This window comes from Streptomyces sp. NPDC043726, assembly GCF_056436565.1.
Genome location: NZ_JBWKCI010000008.1, coordinates 189,928 through 210,536, shown reverse-complemented (window position 1 = coordinate 210,536; position 20,609 = coordinate 189,928). Strand labels below are relative to the sequence as shown.

Here is a 20,609-nt window from a genome sequence, read left to right as displayed (position 1 = left end):
GCACATGGGCATGAGCGTGACCATCTCTGCGGCGACCGAGCAGGACGCGGAGCAGATCTTCAAGTTGCAGTACCTGTGCTTCCAGAGCGAGGCGGCGCTGTACGGCAACTACCGCATCGACCCGCTCGTCCAGACCCTGGACTCGGTGTGTGAGGAGGTCGCCGAGGACTGCGTCTTCGTGGCCCGCCTCGGCGACGAAGTGGTCGGCTCGGTCCGCGGCTCGGTCACCGAGGACGGCGCCGCCGCCATCGGCAAGCTCTGCGTCCACCCCCGCCTCCAGGGCCACGGCATCGGCGCCCGCCTCCTCCGCGCGGCCGAATCCGCCCTCGCCGAGGAGCGCGGCGCCAAGCGGTTCCGCCTCCACACCGGCCACCGCAGCGAGACCAGCCTCCGCCTGTACCGCAAGGTCGGCTACACGGCGGTGGGCACCTCTCAGGGCACGGACGGCGTACCGATGATCGTCCTGGAGAAGGCGGCCGGGACGTACGCGGCTACGGCCTGACCGGGCCCGCCTTGCGCAGCCAGTAGATGGCCGTGAGCGGCAGCAGTACGGGGATGAACAGGTACCCCATGCCGTAGTCGGACCAGACCGTCGCGTCGGGGAACGCCGAGGGCTCCACCAGGGTCCACGTGCCGACGACCAGCACGCCCGCGAGTTCGGCGGCGCAGCAGTACAGCGCCGCCTTACGGGCCGTCTCGCCACCCCTGACCAGCGTGTACGTGATGAAGCCGTAGACCAGCCCCGCCACCGCCGACAGTGAGTAGGCGAGCGGGGCGTGGTCGAACTCGGTGGAGATCTGGACCGCCGAGCGCGACACCGCGCCGACGACCATCACGCCGTACAGCCACACCAGCAGCATTCCGGGCCCACTGATGAGCCGCGTGCGCTTGCCTTCCACGGCCGTCATGTCAGCCTCCCCAGATGTCATAGAGCCGCACCTCCAGTACGGCGAGGACGACACCGCCGGCGGCGACGGTGAGCGAACCCCATTTGGTGCGCTCGGCCAGCGACATGAACCCGGCGGCCGGTACGCAGAAGAACGCCCCGATCAGATAGGCCACGAAGATCGTCGTCCCCTGGTCCGGCTCCTCGCCGCGGGCCAGCTGCACGATCCCGACCACCAGCTGGACCAGCGCCAGCAGGGTCACCACGGCCATCCCGATGAAGTGCCAGTCCTTCGTCGGCTCGTCGCGGTACGCGGCGAAGCCGCACCACGCGGCGAGGAGCAGGGCGGCGACGCCGGTCACGAGCGTCAGGGCATCAAGCATGCAGCGACCCTATTACGGGCCAAAAGGCCTGGTGCGGCCGACCCCGGCGGGCACCGTAGGGTCGAGGGCATGCACATCCACGCCGAAGCCCTGCTGTTCGACAACGACGGCACCCTCGTCTCCTCGCTCGCCTCCGTCGACCGCTGCTGGACGCGGTGGGCGGGGGAGTACGGCATCACCGCGGAACAGTTCGGCCGCGTCGAACTGCACGGGCGCCCGGCCGTGGAGATAGCCGCCGACCTGCTGCCCGCCGCCGTCGTGCCGGAGGCCGTCGCGCGGATCGAGACGCTGGAGGTGGAGGACGTGCCGAACGGAGGCGTGGAACTGCTGCCCGGCACCCGGGCCTTCCTCGACTCCCTGCCCGCCGAGCGCTGGGCCGTCGTCACCTCCGCCACCCGCCGGCTCGCCGAGGCCCGCCTCGACGCCGTCGGCATCCTGCCCAAGACCCTGATCAGCGCCGACGACATCACCCGCGGCAAGCCCGACCCCGAGCCCTATCTGCTGGCCGCCCGTGAGCTGGGCGTCGACCCGGCCCGCTGCGTCGTCTTCGAGGACGCCCCCGCCGGTCTCCAGGCCGGCCGCGCCGCCGGGATGACCACCGTGGCCTTGGCCACAACCCACCAGGCCCACGAGCTCGACGCCGACCTGGTGGTGAAGGACCTCTCGGCCCTGTCCGCACTGGTCACCGCCGGGGGCATCGAGATCTCCGTCCGCGCCTGACCACCGTCCACCGCTGTCCGCATTGCGGACAGCGGTTCCTGGTCCACGTACACCGTCTGCTTTACTGATCGCATGACCACGACGAGCACCCGCACCCTTGCGACCGAGGCGACCATGACGCCCGGTGCTCGCTGTATGTGTCGAATGTGCGCCTTCTAGAGGGCCCCCGCACCACGTTCTGAGCCTCGCGCCCCGAAGCGAGCCTGCCTCGGCCTGTCCGTACGCCTGCTGCCGTACGCGACCCAGCTGCCCCGCGCACACATTCCCTCCCGTACCAGGGCACACCCACGCCCGCGTACTCGACAGTGACGGAAACCCCAGTGATCACCACATCGGGCCTGACGAAAATCTACCGGGCTCACCGCACCCACGGTCGAGAGGTCACCGCCCTCGACGGCGTCGATCTGCACGTCCGCGAAGGCGAGGTGTACGGCGTCATCGGCCAGTCCGGCGCCGGCAAGTCCTCCCTCATCCGCTGCGTCAACCTCCTGGAGCGCCCCACCTCCGGCACGGTCACCGTCGCCGGCCAGGACCTCACCGCCCTCGCCGGACGCGGACCGCGCGCCGGCAAGGAGCTGCGGCAGGCGCGCAGCCGGATCGGCATGGTCTTCCAGCACTTCAACCTGCTGTCCTCGCGGACCGTGCAGGACAACGTCGAGCTGCCGCTGGAGATCCTCGGCAAGTCCGGCAAGGAGCGCTCCCGCAAGGCGCTCGAACTGCTCGACCTGGTCGGACTCGCCGACAAGGCCGGGGCCTACCCCGCCCAGCTGTCCGGCGGCCAGAAGCAGCGCGTCGGCATCGCCCGCGCCCTGGCCGGCGACCCCAAGGTGCTGCTCTCCGACGAGGCCACCAGCGCCCTCGACCCCGAGACCACCCGCTCCATCCTCCAGCTGCTGCGCGACCTCAACCGGCAGCTGGGCCTCACGGTCCTGCTCATCACGCACGAGATGGACGTCGTGAAGCAGATCTGCGACTCGGCCGCGCTCATGGACAAGGGCCGCATCGTGGAGTCCGGCACCGTCTCCGAGCTGCTCGCCACCCCCGGCTCCGAGCTGGCGACCGCGCTGTTCCCGGTGGGCGGCGAGGCCACCGACGCCGACCGCACCGTCGTCGACGTCACCTTCCACGGCGAGGCCGCCACCCAGCCCGTCATCTCCCAGCTGGCGCGCACCTACAACGTCGACATCTCGATCCTCGGCGCCGCCATCGACACCGTCGGCGGCCTCCAGGTCGGCCGGATGCGCATCGAACTGCCCGGCCGCTACGAGGACAACGTGGTGCCGATCGGCTTCCTGCGCGAACAGGGCCTGCAGATCGACGTGGTGGGCCAGGAGCCCACGTCCGTGCTGGTGAAGGAAGGTGCCAAGTGACCTGGTCCGAGATGCAGCCGCTGCTGGAGCAGGCGTGTTGGGACACCCTCTACATGGTCGGCTGGTCCACGCTGATCGCCGTCGTCGGCGGACTCCCGCTCGGCATCCTGCTCGTCCTCACGGACAAGGGCGAACTGCTCCAGAACGTCGTCGCCAACAAGGTGATCGGGCAGGTCGTGAACGTCGCCCGCTCGATGCCGTTCATCATCCTGATGGTCGCGCTGATGGGCTTCACCCGTTCCATCACCGGCACCACCATCGGGCGTGAGGCCGCCATCGTGCCGCTCGCCATCGGCGCGATCCCGTTCTTCGCGCGCCTGGTCGAGACGGCTGTCCGCGAAGTGGACGGCGGGCTCGTCGAGGCCGTGCAGTCGATGGGCGGCAACACCTGGACCGTCGTGCGCAAGGTCCTCGTACCGGAGTCGCTGCCCTCGCTGATCGCCTCCACCACCACGACGATCGTGGCCCTCATCGGCTACTCCGCGATGGCCGGCACGGTCGGCGCCGGCGGCCTCGGCGACATCGCCATCCGCTACGGCTACCAGCGCTTCGAGACCGAGCTGATGTGGATCACCGTGGCGATCCTCGCCGTGGTCATCTCCCTCATCCAGTTCGCCGGCGACTACGCGGCCCGCTCCCTGCACCGCCGCGGCGGCCGCTCGGGCGCCGCGCCGAAGCTCCGGCTGCTGAAGGCGTCGACGGCCACCAGCAAGACCGTCTGAGCACCCCAGAACTCCCCGTCCCACCCATGACGGGGTCGCACCACCCCTTTAGGAAAGGCACTTTTCGTGCGTAACACCGCCAAGATCACCACCGCCGTCCTCGCCGCCGGAGCCCTCACCTTCGGGCTCACCGCCTGCGGCTCCTCCGACAGCGACTCCGCCTCCGACACCAGCGGCCCGCTGGTCGTCGCCGCGAGCCCCGTCCCGCACGCCGAGATCCTCACCTACGTCAAGGACAACCTGGCGAAGGACGCGGGCCTGGACCTGGAGGTCAAGGAGTTCACCGACTACGTCACGCCGAACACGGCGACGGAGGACGGATCGGTCGGCGCCAACTACTTCCAGAACCAGCCGTACCTCGACGACTTCAACAAGAAGAACGGCACGCACATCGTGCCCGTCGTGACGGTCCACCTGGAGCCGCTCGGCCTGTACTCGAACAAGGTCAAGAGCGCCGACGACCTCAAGAGCGGTGCCACCGTCGCCGTCCCGAACGACAGCGTCAACGAGGCCCGTGCCCTCAAGCTGCTCGACGCCAACGGGATCATCACGCTCAAGGACGGCGTGGGCAACGAAGCGACCCCGGCCGACATCACCAAGAACCCCAAGAACCTCAAGTTCAAGGAGCTGGAGGCGGCCCAGACCCCGCGCTCCCTGGACGACGTGGACGCCGCGGTCATCAACGGCAACTACGCCATCGAGGCCGACCTCAAGCCCGCCCAGGACGCCCTGGTCCTGGAGTCCGCCTCGGACAACCCCTACGGCAACTTCCTCGCCGTGAAGGAGGGCAACGAGGACGACCCGCGCGTCAAGAAGCTCGCGAAGCTCCTGACCTCCCCCGAGGTCAAGAAGTTCATCGAGGACAAGTACGCGGGCTCCGTCATCGCCTCCTTCTGACGGACGTCACGGCTGTCAGCTGCGCCTTCCCGCACCGCACCGCACCACGGGTGGACCCCCGTGGTGCGGTGCGGTGGTTTCATGCTGCATGCTGGGCAGTTCAGCAGGCCTGACGGTTTCAAAGGTTACGGAGCGGCGCATGACGAGCACCTTCCCCAACATCTCCATCAGCACGGAGCGGTTGGTGCTGCGTCCCCTCGACGAGGACGACGTGCCCGCCCTGACCGAGATGATGAACGACGAGCAGGTCGCCGCCTGGACCGATGTCCCGCAGCCCTTCACCGAGGCCGGCGCCCGCGGTTGGATCACCGACTACGCGCCCACCCAGCGCACCGGAGGCCATGGACTCGACCTCGCCGTCACCGAGTTCCTCACCCAGCGCCTGGTCGGCGTCGTGCAGCTCGGCAAGACCAACTGGCACGTCCGCTCCACCGAGTTGTCGTACATCATCGCCCCCTGGGCCCGCGGCGAGGGCTACGCCTCCGAGGCCGCCCTCGCCACCGCCCAATGGCTGTTCGGCGACCAGAAGTTCGAGCGCATCGAGCTGCGCACCGCCGCCGACAACACCGCCTCCCAGCAGGTCGCGCAGAAGATCGGCTGCATCAGCGAGGGCGTCCTGCGCAACGCCTGCATAGCGCACGTCCGGGCCGACGACGGCACCTGGGCCGACGTCCGCACCGACTTCATCGTCTGGAGCCTGCTCCCGGAGGACCTGGAGGGCACGGGGGAGCAGCTGGCCGACAGCGGCGGCTTCACGTCGTACTCCGACTGGAACTGACCCCGGCCGGTCCGTATACGCTCGGGCTGCTTCGTCCACCTGCGCAAACCTGGAGACTGACGACGATGGCCGACCGGGTCACGGTGATCGGCTGGGACGGTTCCCCCCTGACCGCCGCGGCACGCGCCGCCCTCGCTGCCGCGACGCTCGTGGCCGGGGCCGCCCACCACCTGGCGCTGCCCGAACTGCCACCCGCCGCCGAGCGCATCCGCCTCGGCAGCGTCGCCCTCGCCGCCCGCCGGATCACCGGGCACCGGGGCACCGCGGTGGTGCTCGCGGACGGCGACCCCGGCTTCTTCGGAGTCGTACGGACCCTGCGCGCGCCCGAGTTCGGCCTGGAGGTCGAGGTCGTCCCCGCGGTCTCCTCGGTCGCCGCCGCCTTCGCGCGGGCCGGAATGCCCTGGGACGACGCACAAGTGGTCGTCGCACACCCTCGCACCCTGCGACGCGCGGTGAATGTGTGCCGAGCCCACACCAAGGTCGCCGTCCTCACCTCGCCCGGCGCCGGCCCCGCCGAACTCGGCCTGCTCCTGGAGGGCGTCCACCGCACCTTCGTCATCTGCGAGGAACTGGGCACGGACCGCGAACAGGTCACCGTCGTCACCTCCGACAAGGCCGCCGACCACACCTGGCGCGACCCCAACGTCGTCATCGTCATCGGTGGGACCTCCGGAACGGGCGTCGTGACGGACGGCGGCGGCTGGATCGCGGGCCGCGACCCGTCCGCGACGCCGCGCGGCTGGACCCTGCCCGCCGAGTCCTACGGCGGACTCATGGGCGAAGGGGAGCTGGAACCGCTGCGCGCGGCCCAACTCGCCCGGCTCGGCCCGCGCGTCGGTGACCTGGTGTGGGACATCGGCTGCGGCAGCGGCGCCTTCGCCACCGAGGCGGCCCGGGCCGGGGCCGCCGTCATCGCCGTCGACCGCGACCCGCGGGCCTGCGACCGCACCGAGTCCAACGCGCGCGCCCTCGGCGTCCAGCTGCAGGTCGTGGAGGGCTCCGCCCCGCACGTCCTGGAGAACCTCCCCGAACCCGATGTCGTCCGCGTCGGCGGAGGGGGAGCGGCGGTCGTCTCCGCGGTCGCCGACCGCCGCCCGCAACGCATCGTCACCCACGCGGCCACCCGCGACGAGGCCGAGATCGTCGGCCGGGACCTGACCGAACACGGCTACCGCGTCGAGTGCTCCCTGCTGCAGTCCGTCGAACTCGACACGCGGGCCTGGACGGAGCGGGAGCGGAGCGTCGCGTTCCTGCTCAGCGGCCTGCTGCCGGACCGTACGGGCTGATCCCGATCCCGTCCCCGTGATCCTGTTGTCGTACCGCGCGCGGTAGGCTGGCCGATCGTTGCACCGCACCAGGACGCCGGACGCTTCGTAGGTCAATGTCCGGAAAACGCGCCCGTTTTGGGGTGGGTGTGGTACGGCAGAACCGGAGGACGCGCAACGTGGCGCAGTCCACAGCGGGATCGTCGCGGATGATGCTGTCGTGACGGGGGAACGGCCGCGACAATGCCAGTTAATGGCTTTGTCGTCTTTGTGGACGGGTCGTTCGTGCCGCTGGGCACACACGCTCGTTCTTCACTACGGGGCGGTCGGTGCGCCGTTCCGGGTGAGCTGGTCGTAGAAGCACTAACCGATGGGCGAGGGGTACGCATGACCGACACCGGCCAGGTCCCGGGCGAGGGACTGCCGGAGAACGCAGGCATGGTGGAGCAGCCGGGCGTCCCCGCGCCCGGTGCGTACACCTACCTCTCCGAGACCACCGCCGAGGACGAAGACCTGTTGCTGCTGCCCGGTGCCCAGAGCGCCTGGGGCAACGAGGTCGCCCCGCCCGCGCCGGAACCGGTCGTGGAGGCCCTGCACGAACCCGGTGCGCACGAGATGTCCGGCCGCGACAGCGGTTCCGTCGACGTCAGCGCGGTCCGTATGCCGCCTACGACGCCGATCCCGCCGACCACTCCGCGGCGCCCCCTGCACCTCGGCCCGCCGACCCCCGACGCCTCCGCGAGCCCGGTCCGCTCCCTGGCCGACCGCGGCGCGGTGGGCGCGCCGGTACGCCAGCCCGGGCCGCCCGCGACGGCGGGCCCGGAGTACCTGGACGTGCCCCAGCCGCAGCCCGCGGCGCCGTGGGGCAGCCCGGTACCGGCCCCGGCGGCCGTGCAGGCTCCCGCGCCGATCAGCACCGAGGTGTCGGCTGCCGAAACGGTTGTTCCGCAGCCCGCGCAGGCTCCCGTCCCCGCCCAGGCCCAGGCTCCCGCTCCAGAACAGGCGGACGCGGCCCAGGCGGCCATGGCCCGCCTCACGACCGAGGCGACCGCCGCGACACAGCCCGTGGAGGCCCCGGAGGCCGCCCACGCGGGCGCCGAACCCCAGAGCGTCGAGCCGACGCCGGTCACCGGGCCGGAAGGGACGGCCCTTCCGGTCGCGTCCGCTGCCGGGGAGCCCGTCGAGCCCGTCGAGCAGCTTCCGGTGACCGGGGGCGACGCGTCGGCCGCCGAGCCGGGGCCGGGTGGTGAGGACGAGGGGGCGCGTGAGGGCGCCCCGGGTCCTGAGCCGGTCGCGGGCGTGGTGGAGACCGAGGGCGCCGAGGCCGTACCGGCGCCGGAGGACGCGAGCGTGGCCACGGATGTCCCGGTGGATGTGACCGAGGCGGCCGAGGCTCCGGCCGAGCCGGTCGCGCCCGAGTCTGCGCCGCTCGCCGAGCCGGAGGCCCCGGTGGCCGAGGTGACGGCGCAGGAGGAGACCGAGGCCGGCGGGCCTGTAGTGCCTGAGGCTGGCGGGCCCGTAGTGCCTGAGGCCCTTGCGCCCGTAGTGCCCGAGGCCGTCGCCCCCGTATCGCCCGAGGCCGTCGCCCCCGTATCGCCCGAGGCCGTCGCCCCCGGAGTGCCCGACGACGGCGTGGCGGCTGCGCCCGAAACCGACGTGTCCGCTGCCCCCGAGGTCGCGGGCCCCGAGTTCGCGGTACCCGCAGCCCCCGAGCCCGCCGCGGCCCCCGAGCCCCTCGCGGCCCCCGAGCCCGCCGCCGACGCCCCGCCGCTCGCCGACGGCCCCGAGGCCGTCGTGGCCGAGCCCGCCCAGGCCGTGGCCCCCGAGCCGGTGGCCGCTGCCGCCGACGAGCCCGCTCCCGAGGCTCAACTGCCCGAACCGGCACCCGCTCCCGAGCCCCCCGCGCCCGCGCCGAGCCCCGCCGCGACGCCGGACCCGGCTGCTCCGGACGCCGTTCAGGCACCCGGCGACGGGGCCGTCCCGGAGGCGCTGCAGGCGCCCGACGCGGCGGCGACGACCGAGCCGCAGACCCCCGTCGAAGCCATCCCGGAGGCCCAGACGGCCGGCGCCCCAGCCCAGGAAGCCATGACGGCGCCCGCCGCTCCCGAGGCCGACGCCACCGTCGTACCGGACGCGCCGGACGTCACCCCCGAGCCCGTGCCGATGCCGATGCCGCAGCCCGAGATGCTCGGCGCGCCGCTGGCCACGCCCCCGGGCCTGGCCGAGTCGGCGCCCGCGCCCCAGGCCTACGTCGCCGACCCCGCCGGCCCCCAGATGCAGCCGTCGGACGGCGCCACACCCGGCGCGGGATTCTCGCTGGAGCCGCACCCGGAGCAGCCGCTCGGCCAGTTCGTGCCGGTGGAGGGCCAGGTGCCGACCACTCCGCACCTCGCGCCGACCCCGCCCCAGCCGATCGTCCTGCCCACCGAGGAGCCGGCCCCGGTGCCCGCTCCCCGCGCAGCAGACCCCGAACCCGTACAGCACGCGGAGGACCTGGACACCAGGGCCGCCGACCAGGAAGAGAGCACGGCCGCAGTGGCAGAAGCACGACAGCCCAGCGGACCGGCCGCGCCCGCCTATGACGACGCCGAGCGCGAGGCCGTACTGAAGGTCATGCGTGAGCGCCGCGACATCCGCAACGGCTTCCGCAGCGACCCCATCCCGCACGAGGTGCTGCTCCGGGTCCTGGAGGCCGCGCACACGGCCCCGTCCGTCGGCCACTCGCAGCCCTGGGACTTCGTCGTCATCCGCTCCGCCGAGACCCGGCGCACGATGCACGAACTGGCGATGCGCCAGCGCGACGCCTACGCCAAGTCGCTGCCCAAGGGCCGGGCGAAGCAGTTCAAGGAACTGAAGATCGAGGCCATCCTCGACACCCCGGTGAACATCGTGGTCACCGCCGACCCGACCCGCGGCGGCCGCCACACCCTGGGCCGGCACACCCAGCCGCAGATGGCGCCGTACTCCTCCGCACTCGCCGTCGAGAACCTCTGGCTCGCCGCCCGCGCCGAGGGCCTCGGCGTCGGCTGGGTCAGTTTCTTCGACGAGCGCGAGATGGTCCGCACCCTCGGCCTGCCCGAGCACCTGGAAGTCGTCGCCTACCTGTGCGTCGGATACGTCGACGAGTTCCCGGACGAGCCCGAGCTGATGCAGGCCGGCTGGTCCAAGCGCCGCCCGCTGTCGTGGGTCGTGCACGAGGAGACGTACGGCCGTCGCGCCCTGCCCGGAGAGGACCCGCACGACCTGCTCGGCGAGACCGTCGCCCAGATCCGCCCGCTGGACGCCAAGGCGCTCGGCGAGGCGTGGGAGCGGCAGAAGCGCATGACCAAGCCGGCCGGCGCGCTCGGCATGCTGGAGATCATCTCCGCGCAGCTGTCCGGGCTGTCCCGGCAGTGCCCGCCGCCGATCCCGGAGCCCGCGGCCGTCGCGATCTTCGCGGGCGACCACGGCGTCCACGCCCAGGGCGTCACCCCCTGGCCGCAGGAGGTGACGGCCCAGATGGTGGCCAACTTCCTCGGCGGCGGCGCGGTCTGCAACGCGTTCGCCGGACAGGTGGGCGCGGAGGTGTGCGTGGTCGACGTGGGCGTGGCGACCGACCTGCCCGCGACCCCCGGACTCCTGCCCCGCAAGATCCGCGCGGGCACGTCCGACATGACCACCGGCGCGGCGATGACCCGCGAGGAGGCCAAGCAGGCCATCGAGGTCGGCATCGAGACGGCCCGCGACCTGGTGGCTGCGGGCAACAAGGCCCTGCTGACGGGTGAGATGGGCATCGCGAACACGACCGCGTCCGCCGCCCTGATCTCGGTCTTCACCGGCGCCGACCCGGCCGAGGTGACGGGCCGTGGTACCGGCATCAACGACGAGACCCTCGCCCGCAAGACCGAGGTCGTCCGCCGGGCCCTGGAACTCCACCAGCCGGACCCGGCCGACCCCATCGGCGTCCTGGCGGCGATCGGCGGCTTCGAACACGCGGCGATGGTCGGCCTCCTGCTGGGCGGCGCGTCCCTGCGCACCCCGGTCATCCTGGACGGGGTGAGCGCGGGAGCGGCGGCCCTGGTCGCCCGGGCGATCGCCCCCGAGGTCCTCGCGGCCTGCATCGCCGGCCACCGCAGCGCCGAACCGGGCCACGTGGCGGCCCTGAACAAGCTCGGTCTGCGCCCCCTGGTCGACCTGGACCTCCGCCTCGGCGAGGGCACGGGCGCGCTGCTGGCACTGCCCCTGGTCCAGAGCACGGCGAGGGCCATGCACGAGGTGGCGACCTTCGACTCGGCCGGGGTCACGGAGAAGTAGGCGAACCAGGCGAGCCCGGGCCGGCCACCCCGGCCTCGCCTGACCGCCCGGCCCCCTTGTCCAGCCGCCCGGCCGGTCTCTCCCGAGCGCTCGTCGGGCCTCGTGCAGTCGCCCGCCGAGCGCCCGCCGGACCCGGTGCAACCGTCCACCGGGCTCTCCTGAGGGCCCGTAGGGCTCGGGGCAGCCGTCCGACCGGGCGTTCCTGAGCTGCCCATCCCGGCCTTGTGCAGTCGCCCGCCGAGCGCCCTCCTGAGCGCCTGTCGGGCTCGGTGCAGCTGTTCACCGGGCTCTCCTGAGCGCCTGTTGGGGCCGGTGCAACCGTCCACCAGGCTCTCCTGAGCCGTCCGTCGGGCCACGTGCAGTCCTCCGCATGCCCGTGGGGCTGTGGGCAGTCGTTCCGCAGGGCGGAACGGGTGGGCACAGCCCCACGCACCCGCACCCGGCATCGACGCCCAACCACCGGACACCTGAACCGCCCCCACCATCCGACCCGTAAAATCCGCACGTCAGGGCATCGCACCCCCCGCCGCGAAAGGGAGCCGCACCCCTCATGGCCGAAAACCCCGCCTACCCCGTAGGCCTCCGCCTCACCGGCCGCCGGGTCGTCGTCCTCGGCGGCGGCCAGGTCGCCCAGCGCCGCCTCCCGGCCCTCATCGCGGCGGGCGCCGAGATCCACCTGATCTCCCCCGAGGCGACCCCCTCCGTAGAGGCGATGGTGGACGCGGGCGAGCTCACCTGGACGAAGCGGCCGTACGCAGAAGGCGACCTCGCGGACGCCTGGTACGCCCTCATCGCCACCGGCGACAAGGCGGCCAACACCGCGGCCTCCGCCGAGGCGGAACGCCATCGTGTCTTCTGCGTCCGCTCCGACGACGCCGAGGCCGCCACCGCCTGGACCCCGGCCACCGGCCACAGCGAGGGCGTCACCGTCGCGATCCTCACCACCGACACCAAGTCCCGCGACCCCCGCCACACCGCCGCCATCCGCGACGCGGTCGTCGAGGGCCTGCGCGACGGCACGCTCGTCGCCCCCCACCACCGCACCCGCACCCCCGGCGTCGCCCTGGTCGGCGGCGGACCCGGCGACCCGGACCTCATCACCGTCCGAGGCCGCCGCCTCCTCGCCGAGGCCGACGTCGTCATCACCGACCACCTCGGCCCGCGCGACCTCCTCGCCGAACTGCCCAGCGGCGTCGAGGTGATCGACGCGGCCAAGCTGCCGTACGGCCGTTTCATGGCCCAGGAGGCCATCAACAACGCCCTGATCGAACACGCCAAGCAGGGCAAGTCCGTCGTCCGCCTCAAGGGCGGCGACCCGTTCGTCTACGGCCGTGGCATGGAGGAGGTCCAGGCGCTGGCCGAGGCCGGCATCCCGTGCACGGTCGTCCCCGGCATCTCCAGCTCGATCTCGGTCCCCGGCGCCGCGGGCATCCCGGTCACCCACCGGGGCATCGCCCACGAGTTCACGGTGGTCAGCGGTCACATCGCGCCCGACGACGAGCGCTCCCTGGTCGACTGGCCCTCCCTCGCCAAGCTGACCGGCACGCTGGTGATCCTCATGGGCGTCGGCACCCTCGGGAAGGTCGCCGAGACGCTCATCGCGCACGGCAAGTCCCCGGACACCCCCGTCGCCCTCATCCAGGAGGGCACCACCGCCGCCCAGCGCCGGGTGGACGCGACCCTCGCCACGGCCGCCGAGGCCGTCGTCGCCGAGGAGGTCAAGCCGCCGGCGGTGATCGTCATCGGCGAGGTCGTGAAGGTCGGCCCGACGACCTTGGCGTAACCCGAGGTAACTCACCCACTCCCGAGCCGTTGGCACCGCACGCACGACAAGGCAGTATCACTCTGTGGCCGATCTCATCACCGTCGAGGATCCCGACGACCCGCGCCTGCGCGACTACACGGGCCTGACCGACGTAGAACTGCGCCGCAAGCGCGAACCCGCCGAGGGCCTGTTCATCGCCGAGGGCGAGAAGGTCATCCGCCGGGCGAAGGACGCCGGCTACGAGATGCGCTCGATGCTGCTGTCCGCCAAGTGGGTCGACGTCATGCGCGATGTCATCGACGAACTCCCGGCCCCCGTCTACGCGGTGAGCCCCGAGCTCGCCGAACAGGTCACCGGCTACCACGTGCACCGTGGCGCGCTCGCCTCCATGCAGCGCAAGCCGCTGCCCACGGCGGCCGATCTGCTCCGCACCACCCGCCGGGTGGTCGTCATGGAGTCGGTCAACGACCACACCAACATCGGTGCGATCTTCCGCTCCGCCGCGGCCCTCGGCATGGACGCGGTCCTGCTCTCGCCGGACTGCGCGGACCCGCTGTACCGCCGGAGCGTCAAGGTCTCCATGGGCGCGGTCTTCTCCGTCCCGTACGCCCGTCTCGACACCTGGCCCAAGGGCCTGGAGTCGGTACGAGAGGCCGGGTTCAACCTCCTCGCGCTCACCCCGGACGAGAAGGCCAAGTCCCTCGACGAGGCCGCCCCGCACAAGATGGACCGGGTCGCCCTGATGCTCGGCGCCGAGGGCGACGGCCTCTCCCGTCAGGCCCTGGTGGCCGCGGACGAGTGGGTCCGCATCCCCATGGCCCACGGCGTCGACTCCCTCAACGTGGGCGCGGCGGCAGCGGTCGCCTTCTACGCGGTGGCGACGGGCCGCCCGGAGGCGTAGCGGTCGTCCGATCGCGCTCCCGCCTTCGCCGTACGACGACTTCGAGACGCACTACGACCGGTGCGGCGCCCCGTACCCCGGCGCCGCCTGCTCCTGCCGCACTTCCTGCCGTACGACGTCCCGCTGGTCGCCCATGCCCCGGCTCGGGCCCTGGCAGCCCTGGGCGGCGGCGATGCCGAGCGCGACCAGCAGGGTCACCACGACGAACACGAACAGCCGCTGACGCAGCAACTGCGGGTTGGCGGGCCGGCGGCCCGTGCCCGTGGTGCGCGGTGCCGGACGCCCGGTGCCGCTGCGCGGACCGGGCCGGTTGCCGCCGCCGGTGCGGCCGGTGTTGCGCGAGGCGGGCGTGGGCCTCGCCGCCCCGGAACGGCCGGACGACGAGGCGGGACCGCCGCCGCGGGAGGTGCTGCCGCCGCGCGAGGGAGCGGGGCCGCGCGAGGAGGGACCGGTGGCGCGGGGCGCGGGCGTTCCCGGGGCGCCCTGCGGGCGGCGCTGGACGCGGTCCGGGTAGGTGTCCGCGAGCCGTCCGGTCGGGCGGTCCGCGTCACCCGAGCGCGGCGCGGGCGGGCGCAGCTCCGCGATCCCCTGCGCCTCACGCGCCGCGATCTCCTTCAGCCGCAGCGACAGCTGAAGCGTGGTCGGCCGCTCCTCGGGATCCTTGGCGAGACAGGCCCGGACGAGCGGGGCCAGCGCGTCGGGCACGCCGTGCAGCATCGGCTCCTCGTGCACCACGCGGTACAGCATCACCTCGGAACTGCCGTGCCCGAAGGGCGAGTCGCCCATCGAGGCGTACGCCAGCGTCGCCCCGAGCGAGAACACGTCCGTGGCCGGGGTGACGGCGGCGCCGCGCACCTGCTCGGGCGCGAGGAACCCGGGCGACCCGACGGCCGTACCGACGTGGGTGAGCGTCGAGGCCCCGGTGGCCCAGGCGATGCCGAAGTCGATGATCCGCGGGCCCTTGGGGGAGAGCAGGATGTTGGACGGCTTGAGGTCCCGGTGCACGACCCCGGCCTCGTGAACGGCGACGAGCCCCTCCGACAGCGCGGCCCCGATCGCGGCGACCTCGGCCGCGACCAGCGACCCCTCGTCGGCGACCTTGTCGTGCAGGGACGGCCCGGGCACGTACTGGGTGGCGAACCAGGGCCGGTCGGCGTCGAGATCGGCGGCGACGAGCCGTGCGGTGCAGCCGCCCCGGATCCGCCGCGCCGCGGAGACCTCGCGCGCGAACCGCGAACGGAACTCCTGGTCCTCGGCCAGATCAGGTCGGATGACCTTCAGCGCGACCCGCTGCCCCTTCTTGTCGGAGCCCAGGTAGACCACGCCCATCCCGCCCGCGCCGAGCCGCCTGTGAAGCCTGAACGAGCCGACGACGCGCGGGTCCTCGCGCCTCAGGCGCATCATCGCCATGTTCATCCCCGCTGCCCGGTCCCTGTGACGAGCCACAGCTTACGTTTCCCCGGCCGCCTGCGCGCAGAGGCCGCGCCCTCTCGTCCGGACGGATTGTCAGTGCCCGGTGCGAGAATTGAGGAGTGGTCAGGGAGCCGACGAACAGGCGCACTTCGTGTTGCGTCGACTCCCAACCGCCCACCGAAGAAGGGGGATTGAACCCGTGAAGGGTGATCGCGTGGAGATAGTCGTGGACGCGGGGGACACGACCCGCACGTACGAGGTGGTGGCGAGCAGGGCGGGCCGCCGGGTGGAGACGGCGGTGCGCCGAGGTGTGGTGGAAGTGAGCGAAGTCACCCGCAGCGGATCTGTCGTGCGTACGGCACGGTTCATGGCGAACCGGGTCCTGGCGCTGGTCGAGCAGCCGGTGCCGCGCGAGGACGCCTCGGAGAAAGCGGGGCACACCGGGCGCCCCCTCCGGGAAGACCCCGAGACCTAGGACTCCGTCTCCACCCAGGGGAGTACTCCGCAGGTGACGGCTCATCCTCCGGGAGGCCCGGCAATCGGTACGAGGGCATGACGTGCGACGAGGGCCGCGCCCGTAGATTTGAGGTCAAGCGGCGGGTGCAGCACTCGTCCCCCGAGGTCAGACACCCGCCGCTGCCAAGGACAACAGAACGGTCAGGAGAGGGACCATGGCCCAGACGGCTCCGCGGACACTGCTCCGCACACAGACGCGCCGCCAGGGCCGTCGCCACCCGCTGGTGGCGACGCTGATGGCCCTTCCCCTGGCGGCCCTGCTCCTCCTCGTCTTCGACGGCTGGGAGACAGTGGCCACACAAGCGTCGTCCGTGGGAGTGATGCTGGGGCGCTGAGCGGCGACCCCAGGCCCGGAAGAGCGGTCCGGGCGGGGACATCCACCCATGAAACCCCGTGGGGACGGGGGTGCGGCGGACGGCAACAATGCCGGCGCAGCTGGGGAGCTGCGCCGGCATTACCTTTTGCCCGGACGGCTGCGCCGCTGCCGTGCCTGCCGCCGCTGCGGGCAGTCGTGCCGCTGGGCAGAGGCCCACCCGGGCAACGCCCCCCAATCCGGCCTGGCTGCGGGCAGTCCCCCCACGAAGCCGCGGGCAGTCGTGCCGCAGGGCGGCACGGGTGGGCGCGGCGGCACCCCGCAAGCGCGGGCAAGCGAACCCACCCCCCGCCTCAGCGCACCCGCACTCACCCCCACCGCAAGCCCAGACGCACCCGCACTCCCGCACGCCCCCACCCCCTGCGTACCCTCACCACAGCCACACCCCCGCAGGGAGCCACGTGACCGCCAACCTCCTCGTGCCGGACCTGACCCGCGCCGCCACAGCCGCCGCCCACGCACGAACCCCCGCCTGCCCCTGCGGCACCCCCGAAACCCTCGCCGACCGCCCCGACGCCACCGTCGTCCGTCACGCGCACACCGTCGCGAAGGCCCACGCCCCGGACGCCGACCCCGCCCACCTCACCGTCCGCCTGGCCACCGCCACAGCCCTCCCCGACGTCCTCCTCCCACCCCTCACCCCGCACCCCACCCCCCTCCACGACCGCCTGACGACCTGCTGGCCGTACGGCACCCCCGTGGACCCCCACGCCCCCGACGCCGCCCCTTGGGAAGCCGCCGCCACCCTCCTCGCCCGCCTCCACCGGCATCCGCCCCTCCCGCACACGCCCCCCATGCGCGGCCCGGAGAAGGCGGCCCGAGCCATCGACCGGATGAGAGCCTCGGCCACCCGTCACCAGGCCACCACCCCGCACCAGACCGCTGCCACCGTCGTCCTCCGCGCCTGGCACACCCTCCCTGCCTGGGCCCGGGCAGAGGCCCCGATGCCGCACGGCACCACCGGCACCCCCACCCCCACCCTCTGCCACGGCGACTTCCACCTCGGCCAGCTCGTCCGCCACCCCGCACAGGACGGCCCCTGGCGCCTCATCGACGTCGACGACCTCGGCACCGGCGTACCCGCCTGGGACCTCGCCCGCCCCGCCGCCTGGTACGCCTGCGGACTCCTCACGCCCGACGAGTGGACCCGCTTCCTCACGGCGTACCGCACCGCCCACGGCCCCGCCCTCGCCCCGCACGGCGACCCCTGGCCGGCCCTCGACATCCCGGCCCGCGCCCTGACCGTCCAGACGGCCGCCACGGCGATCGCCAAGGCGACGGAGGCCGGCCGCCCCCTCGACGAGGTCGAGCGGTCACTGATCGACGCCTGCGACCGAATGGCCTCGACCCCGCCCGAGTTGACGTACGAATCAGCCAAGTAGGGTGCAACCGACCGCAGCCGGACAGAGTCTGTCCTGGCGATACGCGAAGCAGGACCGACCGGCGAGGAGTTGAGCCGACATGCAATGTCCGAAGTGCCGTGCCCCGATGCACACCTACAACCGCAACGGCGTCCAGATCGAGCAGTGCAGCGGCTGCCGCGGGATATTTCTCGACTACGGCGAGCTGGAGGCCCTGACCCGCCTGGAGTCCCAGTGGTCCCAGCCGGCCCCACCGGCGCCCCCGGCCCCCCAGGCGTACCCGGCCGCGCCCGCCCCCGCGGCCCCCGCGTGGGGCGCCCCGCAGCACGGCGGCGGCCACTACGGCCACAAGCGCCACAAGAGCTTCGGCCACATGCTGTTCTCCAGCTGAGGGCCGAGCGGCACCGCGCACGACGAAGCCCCGGTCGCCGAGAGGCGGCCGGGGCTAGTCGGTGTGTGGACGATACTGGGATTGAACCAGTGACCTCTTCCGTGTCAGGGAAGCGCTCTCCCGCTGAGCTAATCGTCCTCGGGATCACGACCCGAGGGCCGTGGATCTTGCGTGCGCGATACTGGGATTGAACCAGTGACCTCTTCCGTGTCAGGGAAGCGCTCTCCCGCTGAGCTAATCGCGCGGGAGGATCCGAAGATCCAGTGGACGATACTGGGATTGAACCAGTGACCTCTTCCGTGTCAGGGAAGCGCTCTCCCGCTGAGCTAATCGTCCTTGGAGGTGGAGACGGGATTTGAACCCGTGTAGACGGCTTTGCAGGCCGTTGCCTCGCCTCTCGGCCACTCCACCAGGAGTGTGGGGGTTCGGGATGATCCCCCTTGCTCTTCCGAGCGAACGACGAGGTTCGAACTCGCGACCTCAACCTTGGCAAGGTTGCGCTCTACCAACTGAGCTACGTTCGCCTGTCTTTCCGTTCCGCTTGCGCGTCCCGGCGACGTGTTGAACTCTAGCGGATTCCTGGGCCAGTACAAAAACGCGTTTGTGCAGCGTGCTGCGCCGCACCCCGGCTCGACCTGCTGTCCGACGTGGTCAGAGCCCCCGCGAGGACATGCCCAGGTCACCGGGGTGACACCCGCCATAGACTCGACAACGTGCTCGACCTCCCTCCTCTGGCCCGTTTCGGCGACCGTCTCGCCACCGGCCTCCTCGACGTCACCAGCGATCCAGCGGCTCTGGACTCCACCGGCTTCTGGGCCGTCGCCGCGGACTTCGAGGGCCGGCTGACCTGCGCCCGCTTCCGGGACGTACGGGACGCACCCGTGCCCGCCCCGGTGCCGGGGGCCTGGCGCGGCCCGGCGCCGGCGGACTGGACGTCCTCCCTCGACCGCGCCGCCTACACCGCGGGCGTCCGGCGCATCCGCGAGTACATCGCCGCGGGCGAGGTCTACCAGGCGAACCTCTGCCGGGTGCTCTCCGCGCCCGTCGCGCCCGACGCCGACGTGGACGCCCTCACCGCGCTGCTGGCCCGCGGCAACCCGGCGCCGTACGCAGGAACGATCCGGCTGCCGGGGTACGGCGTGGAGATCGCCACCGCCTCCCCGGAGCTGTTCCTGCGCCGGGACGGCCGGATCGTGGAGTCCGGACCGATCAAGGGCACCGGTCGCACCGAGGCGGACCTCCTGGAGAAGGACTACGGCGAGAACGTGATGATCGTGGACCTGGTCCGCAACGACATCGGCCGCGTCTGCGCCACCGGCTCCGTCAGCGTTCCCGACCTGTGCGCCGTCGAGAAGCACCCCGGCCTGGTCCACCTCGTCTCCACCGTGCGCGGCGCACTGCGCCCCGACGCCGGCTGGCCCGAGCTGCTCGCCGCCGCCTTCCCGCCCGGCTCGGTCACCGGCGCCCCCAAGTCGAGCGCGCTGCGGATCATCGACGCGCTGGAGACGGCGCCCCGGGGCCCGTACTGCGGGGGCATCGGATGGGTCGACGCGGACCGGGGCACCGGCGAGCTCGCGGTCGGCATCCGCACCTTCTGGATCGACCGCGCGGCAGGCGCGCTGCGCTTCGGCACCGGCGCCGGCATCACCTGGGGCTCGGACCCCGAGGGCGAGTGGCGCGAGACCGAACTGAAAGCCTCCCGGCTGCTCGCGGTAGCGTCGGGACAGTACGAGGCAAGTGGAGAGGCACTGCAGTGACGATCTGGCTCGACGGCGGGCTCCAGGACATCGAGTCCGCCCGCGTCTCCGTCTTCGACCACGGGCTGACCGTGGGCGACGGCATCTTCGAGACGGTGAAGGCGACCGACGGCAAGCCGTTCGCGCTGACCCGGCATCTGAACCGGCTGACCCGCTCCGCGCGCGGCCTCGGCCTGCCCGACCCCGACCACGACGAGGTCCGCCGCGCCTGTACGGCCGTGATCGAGGCCAATCCGATGCCGCTCGGCCGGCTGCGCATCACCTACACCGGCGGCCACGGCCCCCTCGGCTCCGACCGCGGCGAGCACGGCCCGACCCTCGTCGTCGCCCTCGGCGAGACCACCCGCCGCCCCGACACGACCGCCGTGATCACGGTCCCCTGGACCCGGAACGAGCGCGGCGCCCTCACCGGCCTGAAGACGACCTCGTACGCGGAGAACGTCGTCGCCCTGGCCCGCGCCCACCAACACGGCGGTTCCGAGGCGCTGTTCGCCAACACCGTCGGACAGCTCTGCGAGGGCACGGGCTCGAACGTCTTCGTCGTCCTGGACGGCGAGATCCACACTCCGCCGCTCGCCTCGGGCTGCCTCGCCGGCATCACCCGTGAGCTGGTCGTGGAGTGGACCGGCGCCAAGGAGACCGACCTGCCGCTGGACGTGCTGGAGCGGGCCGACGAGATCTTCCTGACGTCGACGCTCAGGGACGTGCAGGCCGTGCGCCGCGTCGACGAGCGCGAACTGTCCGCGGCCCCGGGCCCGGTGACCGCCAAGGCCATGCGGATCTTCGACGAGCGGTCCGGCCAGGACCAAGATCCGTGA

19 protein-coding genes and 5 tRNA genes are annotated in these 20,609 nt (G+C 72.5%); 16 read left to right on the top strand and 8 right to left on the bottom strand.

Features of this window, described 5'->3' with window-relative positions; all coding sequences use genetic code 11:
- Positions 1 to 4 precede the first annotated feature (4 nt).
- Positions 5 to 502, top strand: a complete 498-nt coding sequence (locus tag AC068Z_RS24150; RefSeq protein ID WP_478559890.1) for a GNAT family N-acetyltransferase — start codon at positions 5 to 7, stop codon at positions 500 to 502.
- Here AC068Z_RS24150 and AC068Z_RS24145 read toward each other — a convergent pair.
- Both AC068Z_RS24145 and AC068Z_RS24140 read right to left on the bottom strand, forming a co-directional pair.
- A complete protein-coding gene (locus tag AC068Z_RS24145) occupies positions 492 to 908 on the bottom strand; it encodes a hypothetical protein (protein ID WP_478559144.1) in 417 nt (138 codons plus the stop codon). The two genes, AC068Z_RS24150 and AC068Z_RS24145, sit on opposite strands and share 11 nt — an antisense overlap.
- Position 909: 1 nt before the next feature.
- Positions 910 to 1,269, bottom strand: coding sequence for a hypothetical protein (locus AC068Z_RS24140; protein WP_451723519.1), 360 nt, complete (start codon positions 1,267 to 1,269; stop codon positions 910 to 912).
- A 69-nt stretch (positions 1,270 to 1,338) separates the two neighbouring features.
- Here AC068Z_RS24140 and AC068Z_RS24135 point away from each other — a divergent pair, with 69 nt between their 5' ends.
- The 9 genes from AC068Z_RS24135 (at position 1,339) to AC068Z_RS24095 (ending at position 13,980) form a co-directional block, all read left to right on the top strand.
- Positions 1,339 to 1,989: an HAD family hydrolase gene (locus AC068Z_RS24135; RefSeq protein ID WP_451723518.1), complete on the top strand. Its 651-nt coding sequence runs from the start codon at positions 1,339 to 1,341 to the stop codon at positions 1,987 to 1,989.
- Positions 1,990 to 2,309: 320 nt separating this feature from the next.
- A complete protein-coding gene (locus tag AC068Z_RS24130) occupies positions 2,310 to 3,359 on the top strand; it encodes a methionine ABC transporter ATP-binding protein (RefSeq protein WP_478559139.1) in 1,050 nt (349 codons plus the stop codon).
- Entirely contained in the window at positions 3,356 to 4,081 is a 726-nt protein-coding gene (locus AC068Z_RS24125) for a methionine ABC transporter permease (protein WP_478559136.1), read from the top strand. Before AC068Z_RS24130 ends, AC068Z_RS24125 begins: the two co-directional genes overlap by 4 nt.
- A 66-nt stretch (positions 4,082 to 4,147) precedes the next feature.
- Positions 4,148 to 4,978, top strand: coding sequence for a MetQ/NlpA family ABC transporter substrate-binding protein (locus AC068Z_RS24120; RefSeq protein WP_478559133.1), 831 nt, complete (start codon positions 4,148 to 4,150; stop codon positions 4,976 to 4,978).
- 139 nt (positions 4,979 to 5,117) lie between these two features.
- Positions 5,118 to 5,756 carry a GNAT family N-acetyltransferase gene (locus AC068Z_RS24115; protein WP_478559130.1) on the top strand — a complete coding sequence of 213 codons (639 nt, stop codon included), beginning with the start codon at positions 5,118 to 5,120 and terminating at the stop codon, positions 5,754 to 5,756.
- A gap of 65 nt (positions 5,757 to 5,821) precedes the next feature.
- Positions 5,822 to 7,042 (top strand): precorrin-6y C5,15-methyltransferase (decarboxylating) subunit CbiE, encoded by a 1,221-nt coding sequence (gene cbiE, locus AC068Z_RS24110; RefSeq protein WP_478559127.1) that lies wholly within the window; start codon positions 5,822 to 5,824, stop codon positions 7,040 to 7,042.
- 366 nt (positions 7,043 to 7,408) lie between these two features.
- Entirely contained in the window at positions 7,409 to 11,314 is a 3,906-nt protein-coding gene (cobT, locus tag AC068Z_RS24105; protein WP_478559124.1) for a nicotinate-nucleotide--dimethylbenzimidazole phosphoribosyltransferase, read from the top strand.
- 550 nt (positions 11,315 to 11,864) lie between these two features.
- Complete coding sequence (cobA, locus tag AC068Z_RS24100; protein WP_478559121.1) at positions 11,865 to 13,097, top strand: uroporphyrinogen-III C-methyltransferase; 1,233 nt, start codon at positions 11,865 to 11,867, stop codon at positions 13,095 to 13,097.
- Between the two features lie 64 nt (positions 13,098 to 13,161).
- Complete coding sequence (locus AC068Z_RS24095; protein WP_478559118.1) at positions 13,162 to 13,980, top strand: TrmH family RNA methyltransferase; 819 nt, start codon at positions 13,162 to 13,164, stop codon at positions 13,978 to 13,980.
- A gap of 51 nt (positions 13,981 to 14,031) precedes the next feature.
- Here the strand turns inward: AC068Z_RS24095 and AC068Z_RS24090 are convergent, their stop codons facing one another.
- Positions 14,032 to 15,396, bottom strand: a complete 1,365-nt coding sequence (locus tag AC068Z_RS24090; protein ID WP_478559887.1) for a serine/threonine-protein kinase — start codon at positions 15,394 to 15,396, stop codon at positions 14,032 to 14,034.
- 196 nt (positions 15,397 to 15,592) lie between these two features.
- Here AC068Z_RS24090 and AC068Z_RS24085 point away from each other — a divergent pair, with 196 nt between their 5' ends.
- From AC068Z_RS24085 to AC068Z_RS24070, 4 genes are all read left to right on the top strand, one after another.
- Complete coding sequence (locus AC068Z_RS24085; RefSeq protein WP_451723502.1) at positions 15,593 to 15,868, top strand: hypothetical protein; 276 nt, start codon at positions 15,593 to 15,595, stop codon at positions 15,866 to 15,868.
- A 196-nt stretch (positions 15,869 to 16,064) separates the two neighbouring features.
- On the top strand, positions 16,065 to 16,244 hold the full coding sequence (locus tag AC068Z_RS24080; RefSeq protein WP_315884701.1) for a hypothetical protein: 180 nt from the start codon (positions 16,065 to 16,067) through the stop codon (positions 16,242 to 16,244).
- Positions 16,245 to 16,683: 439 nt separating this feature from the next.
- Positions 16,684 to 17,664: a phosphotransferase family protein gene (locus AC068Z_RS24075; protein WP_478559112.1), complete on the top strand. Its 981-nt coding sequence runs from the start codon at positions 16,684 to 16,686 to the stop codon at positions 17,662 to 17,664.
- Between the two features lie 79 nt (positions 17,665 to 17,743).
- Positions 17,744 to 18,034: a TFIIB-type zinc ribbon-containing protein gene (locus AC068Z_RS24070; RefSeq protein WP_451119578.1), complete on the top strand. Its 291-nt coding sequence runs from the start codon at positions 17,744 to 17,746 to the stop codon at positions 18,032 to 18,034.
- A gap of 66 nt (positions 18,035 to 18,100) precedes the next feature.
- On the opposite strand, the gene AC068Z_RS24065 is transcribed toward AC068Z_RS24070, so the two are convergent.
- The 5 genes from AC068Z_RS24065 to AC068Z_RS24045 all read right to left on the bottom strand — a co-directional run bounded on the left by AC068Z_RS24065 (position 18,101) and on the right by AC068Z_RS24045 (position 18,558).
- Positions 18,101 to 18,172, bottom strand: a tRNA-Val gene (locus AC068Z_RS24065).
- Positions 18,173 to 18,206: 34 nt separating this feature from the next.
- Positions 18,207 to 18,278: transfer RNA gene (locus AC068Z_RS24060), tRNA-Val, on the bottom strand.
- Between the two features lie 20 nt (positions 18,279 to 18,298).
- Positions 18,299 to 18,370 (bottom strand) — tRNA-Val (locus tag AC068Z_RS24055).
- 1 nt (position 18,371) lies between these two features.
- Positions 18,372 to 18,445: transfer RNA gene (locus AC068Z_RS24050), tRNA-Cys, on the bottom strand.
- Positions 18,446 to 18,485: 40 nt separating this feature from the next.
- Positions 18,486 to 18,558: transfer RNA gene (locus AC068Z_RS24045), tRNA-Gly, on the bottom strand.
- Positions 18,559 to 18,747: 189 nt separating this feature from the next.
- Here AC068Z_RS24045 and AC068Z_RS24040 point away from each other — a divergent pair.
- A complete protein-coding gene (locus AC068Z_RS24040; protein ID WP_478559107.1) occupies positions 18,748 to 19,791 on the top strand; it encodes a chorismate-binding protein in 1,044 nt (347 codons plus the stop codon).
- Positions 19,788 to 20,609 carry an aminotransferase class IV gene (locus tag AC068Z_RS24035; protein ID WP_478559104.1) on the top strand — a complete coding sequence of 274 codons (822 nt, stop codon included), beginning with the start codon at positions 19,788 to 19,790 and terminating at the stop codon, positions 20,607 to 20,609. Before AC068Z_RS24040 ends, AC068Z_RS24035 begins: the two co-directional genes overlap by 4 nt.

What these genes read in the sequence shown, in the direction of transcription:
- AC068Z_RS24150 (WP_478559890.1), top strand. Translation starts at nt 5, where the DNA reads ATGGGCATGAGCGTGACCATCTCTGCGGCGACCGAGCAGGACGCGGAG.
- AC068Z_RS24145 (WP_478559144.1), bottom strand. Translation starts at nt 908, where the DNA reads ATGACGGCCGTGGAAGGCAAGCGCACGCGGCTCATCAGTGGGCCCGGA.
- AC068Z_RS24140 (WP_451723519.1), bottom strand. Translation starts at nt 1,269, where the DNA reads ATGCTTGATGCCCTGACGCTCGTGACCGGCGTCGCCGCCCTGCTCCTC.
- AC068Z_RS24135 (WP_451723518.1), top strand. Translation starts at nt 1,339, where the DNA reads ATGCACATCCACGCCGAAGCCCTGCTGTTCGACAACGACGGCACCCTC.
- AC068Z_RS24115 (WP_478559130.1), top strand. Translation starts at nt 5,118, where the DNA reads ATGACGAGCACCTTCCCCAACATCTCCATCAGCACGGAGCGGTTGGTG.
- cbiE (WP_478559127.1), top strand. Translation starts at nt 5,822, where the DNA reads ATGGCCGACCGGGTCACGGTGATCGGCTGGGACGGTTCCCCCCTGACC.
- cobT (WP_478559124.1), top strand. Translation starts at nt 7,409, where the DNA reads ATGACCGACACCGGCCAGGTCCCGGGCGAGGGACTGCCGGAGAACGCA.
- cobA (WP_478559121.1), top strand. Translation starts at nt 11,865, where the DNA reads ATGGCCGAAAACCCCGCCTACCCCGTAGGCCTCCGCCTCACCGGCCGC.
- AC068Z_RS24090 (WP_478559887.1), bottom strand. Translation starts at nt 15,396, where the DNA reads ATGAACATGGCGATGATGCGCCTGAGGCGCGAGGACCCGCGCGTCGTC.
- AC068Z_RS24080 (WP_315884701.1), top strand. Translation starts at nt 16,065, where the DNA reads ATGGCCCAGACGGCTCCGCGGACACTGCTCCGCACACAGACGCGCCGC.
- AC068Z_RS24070 (WP_451119578.1), top strand. Translation starts at nt 17,744, where the DNA reads ATGCAATGTCCGAAGTGCCGTGCCCCGATGCACACCTACAACCGCAAC.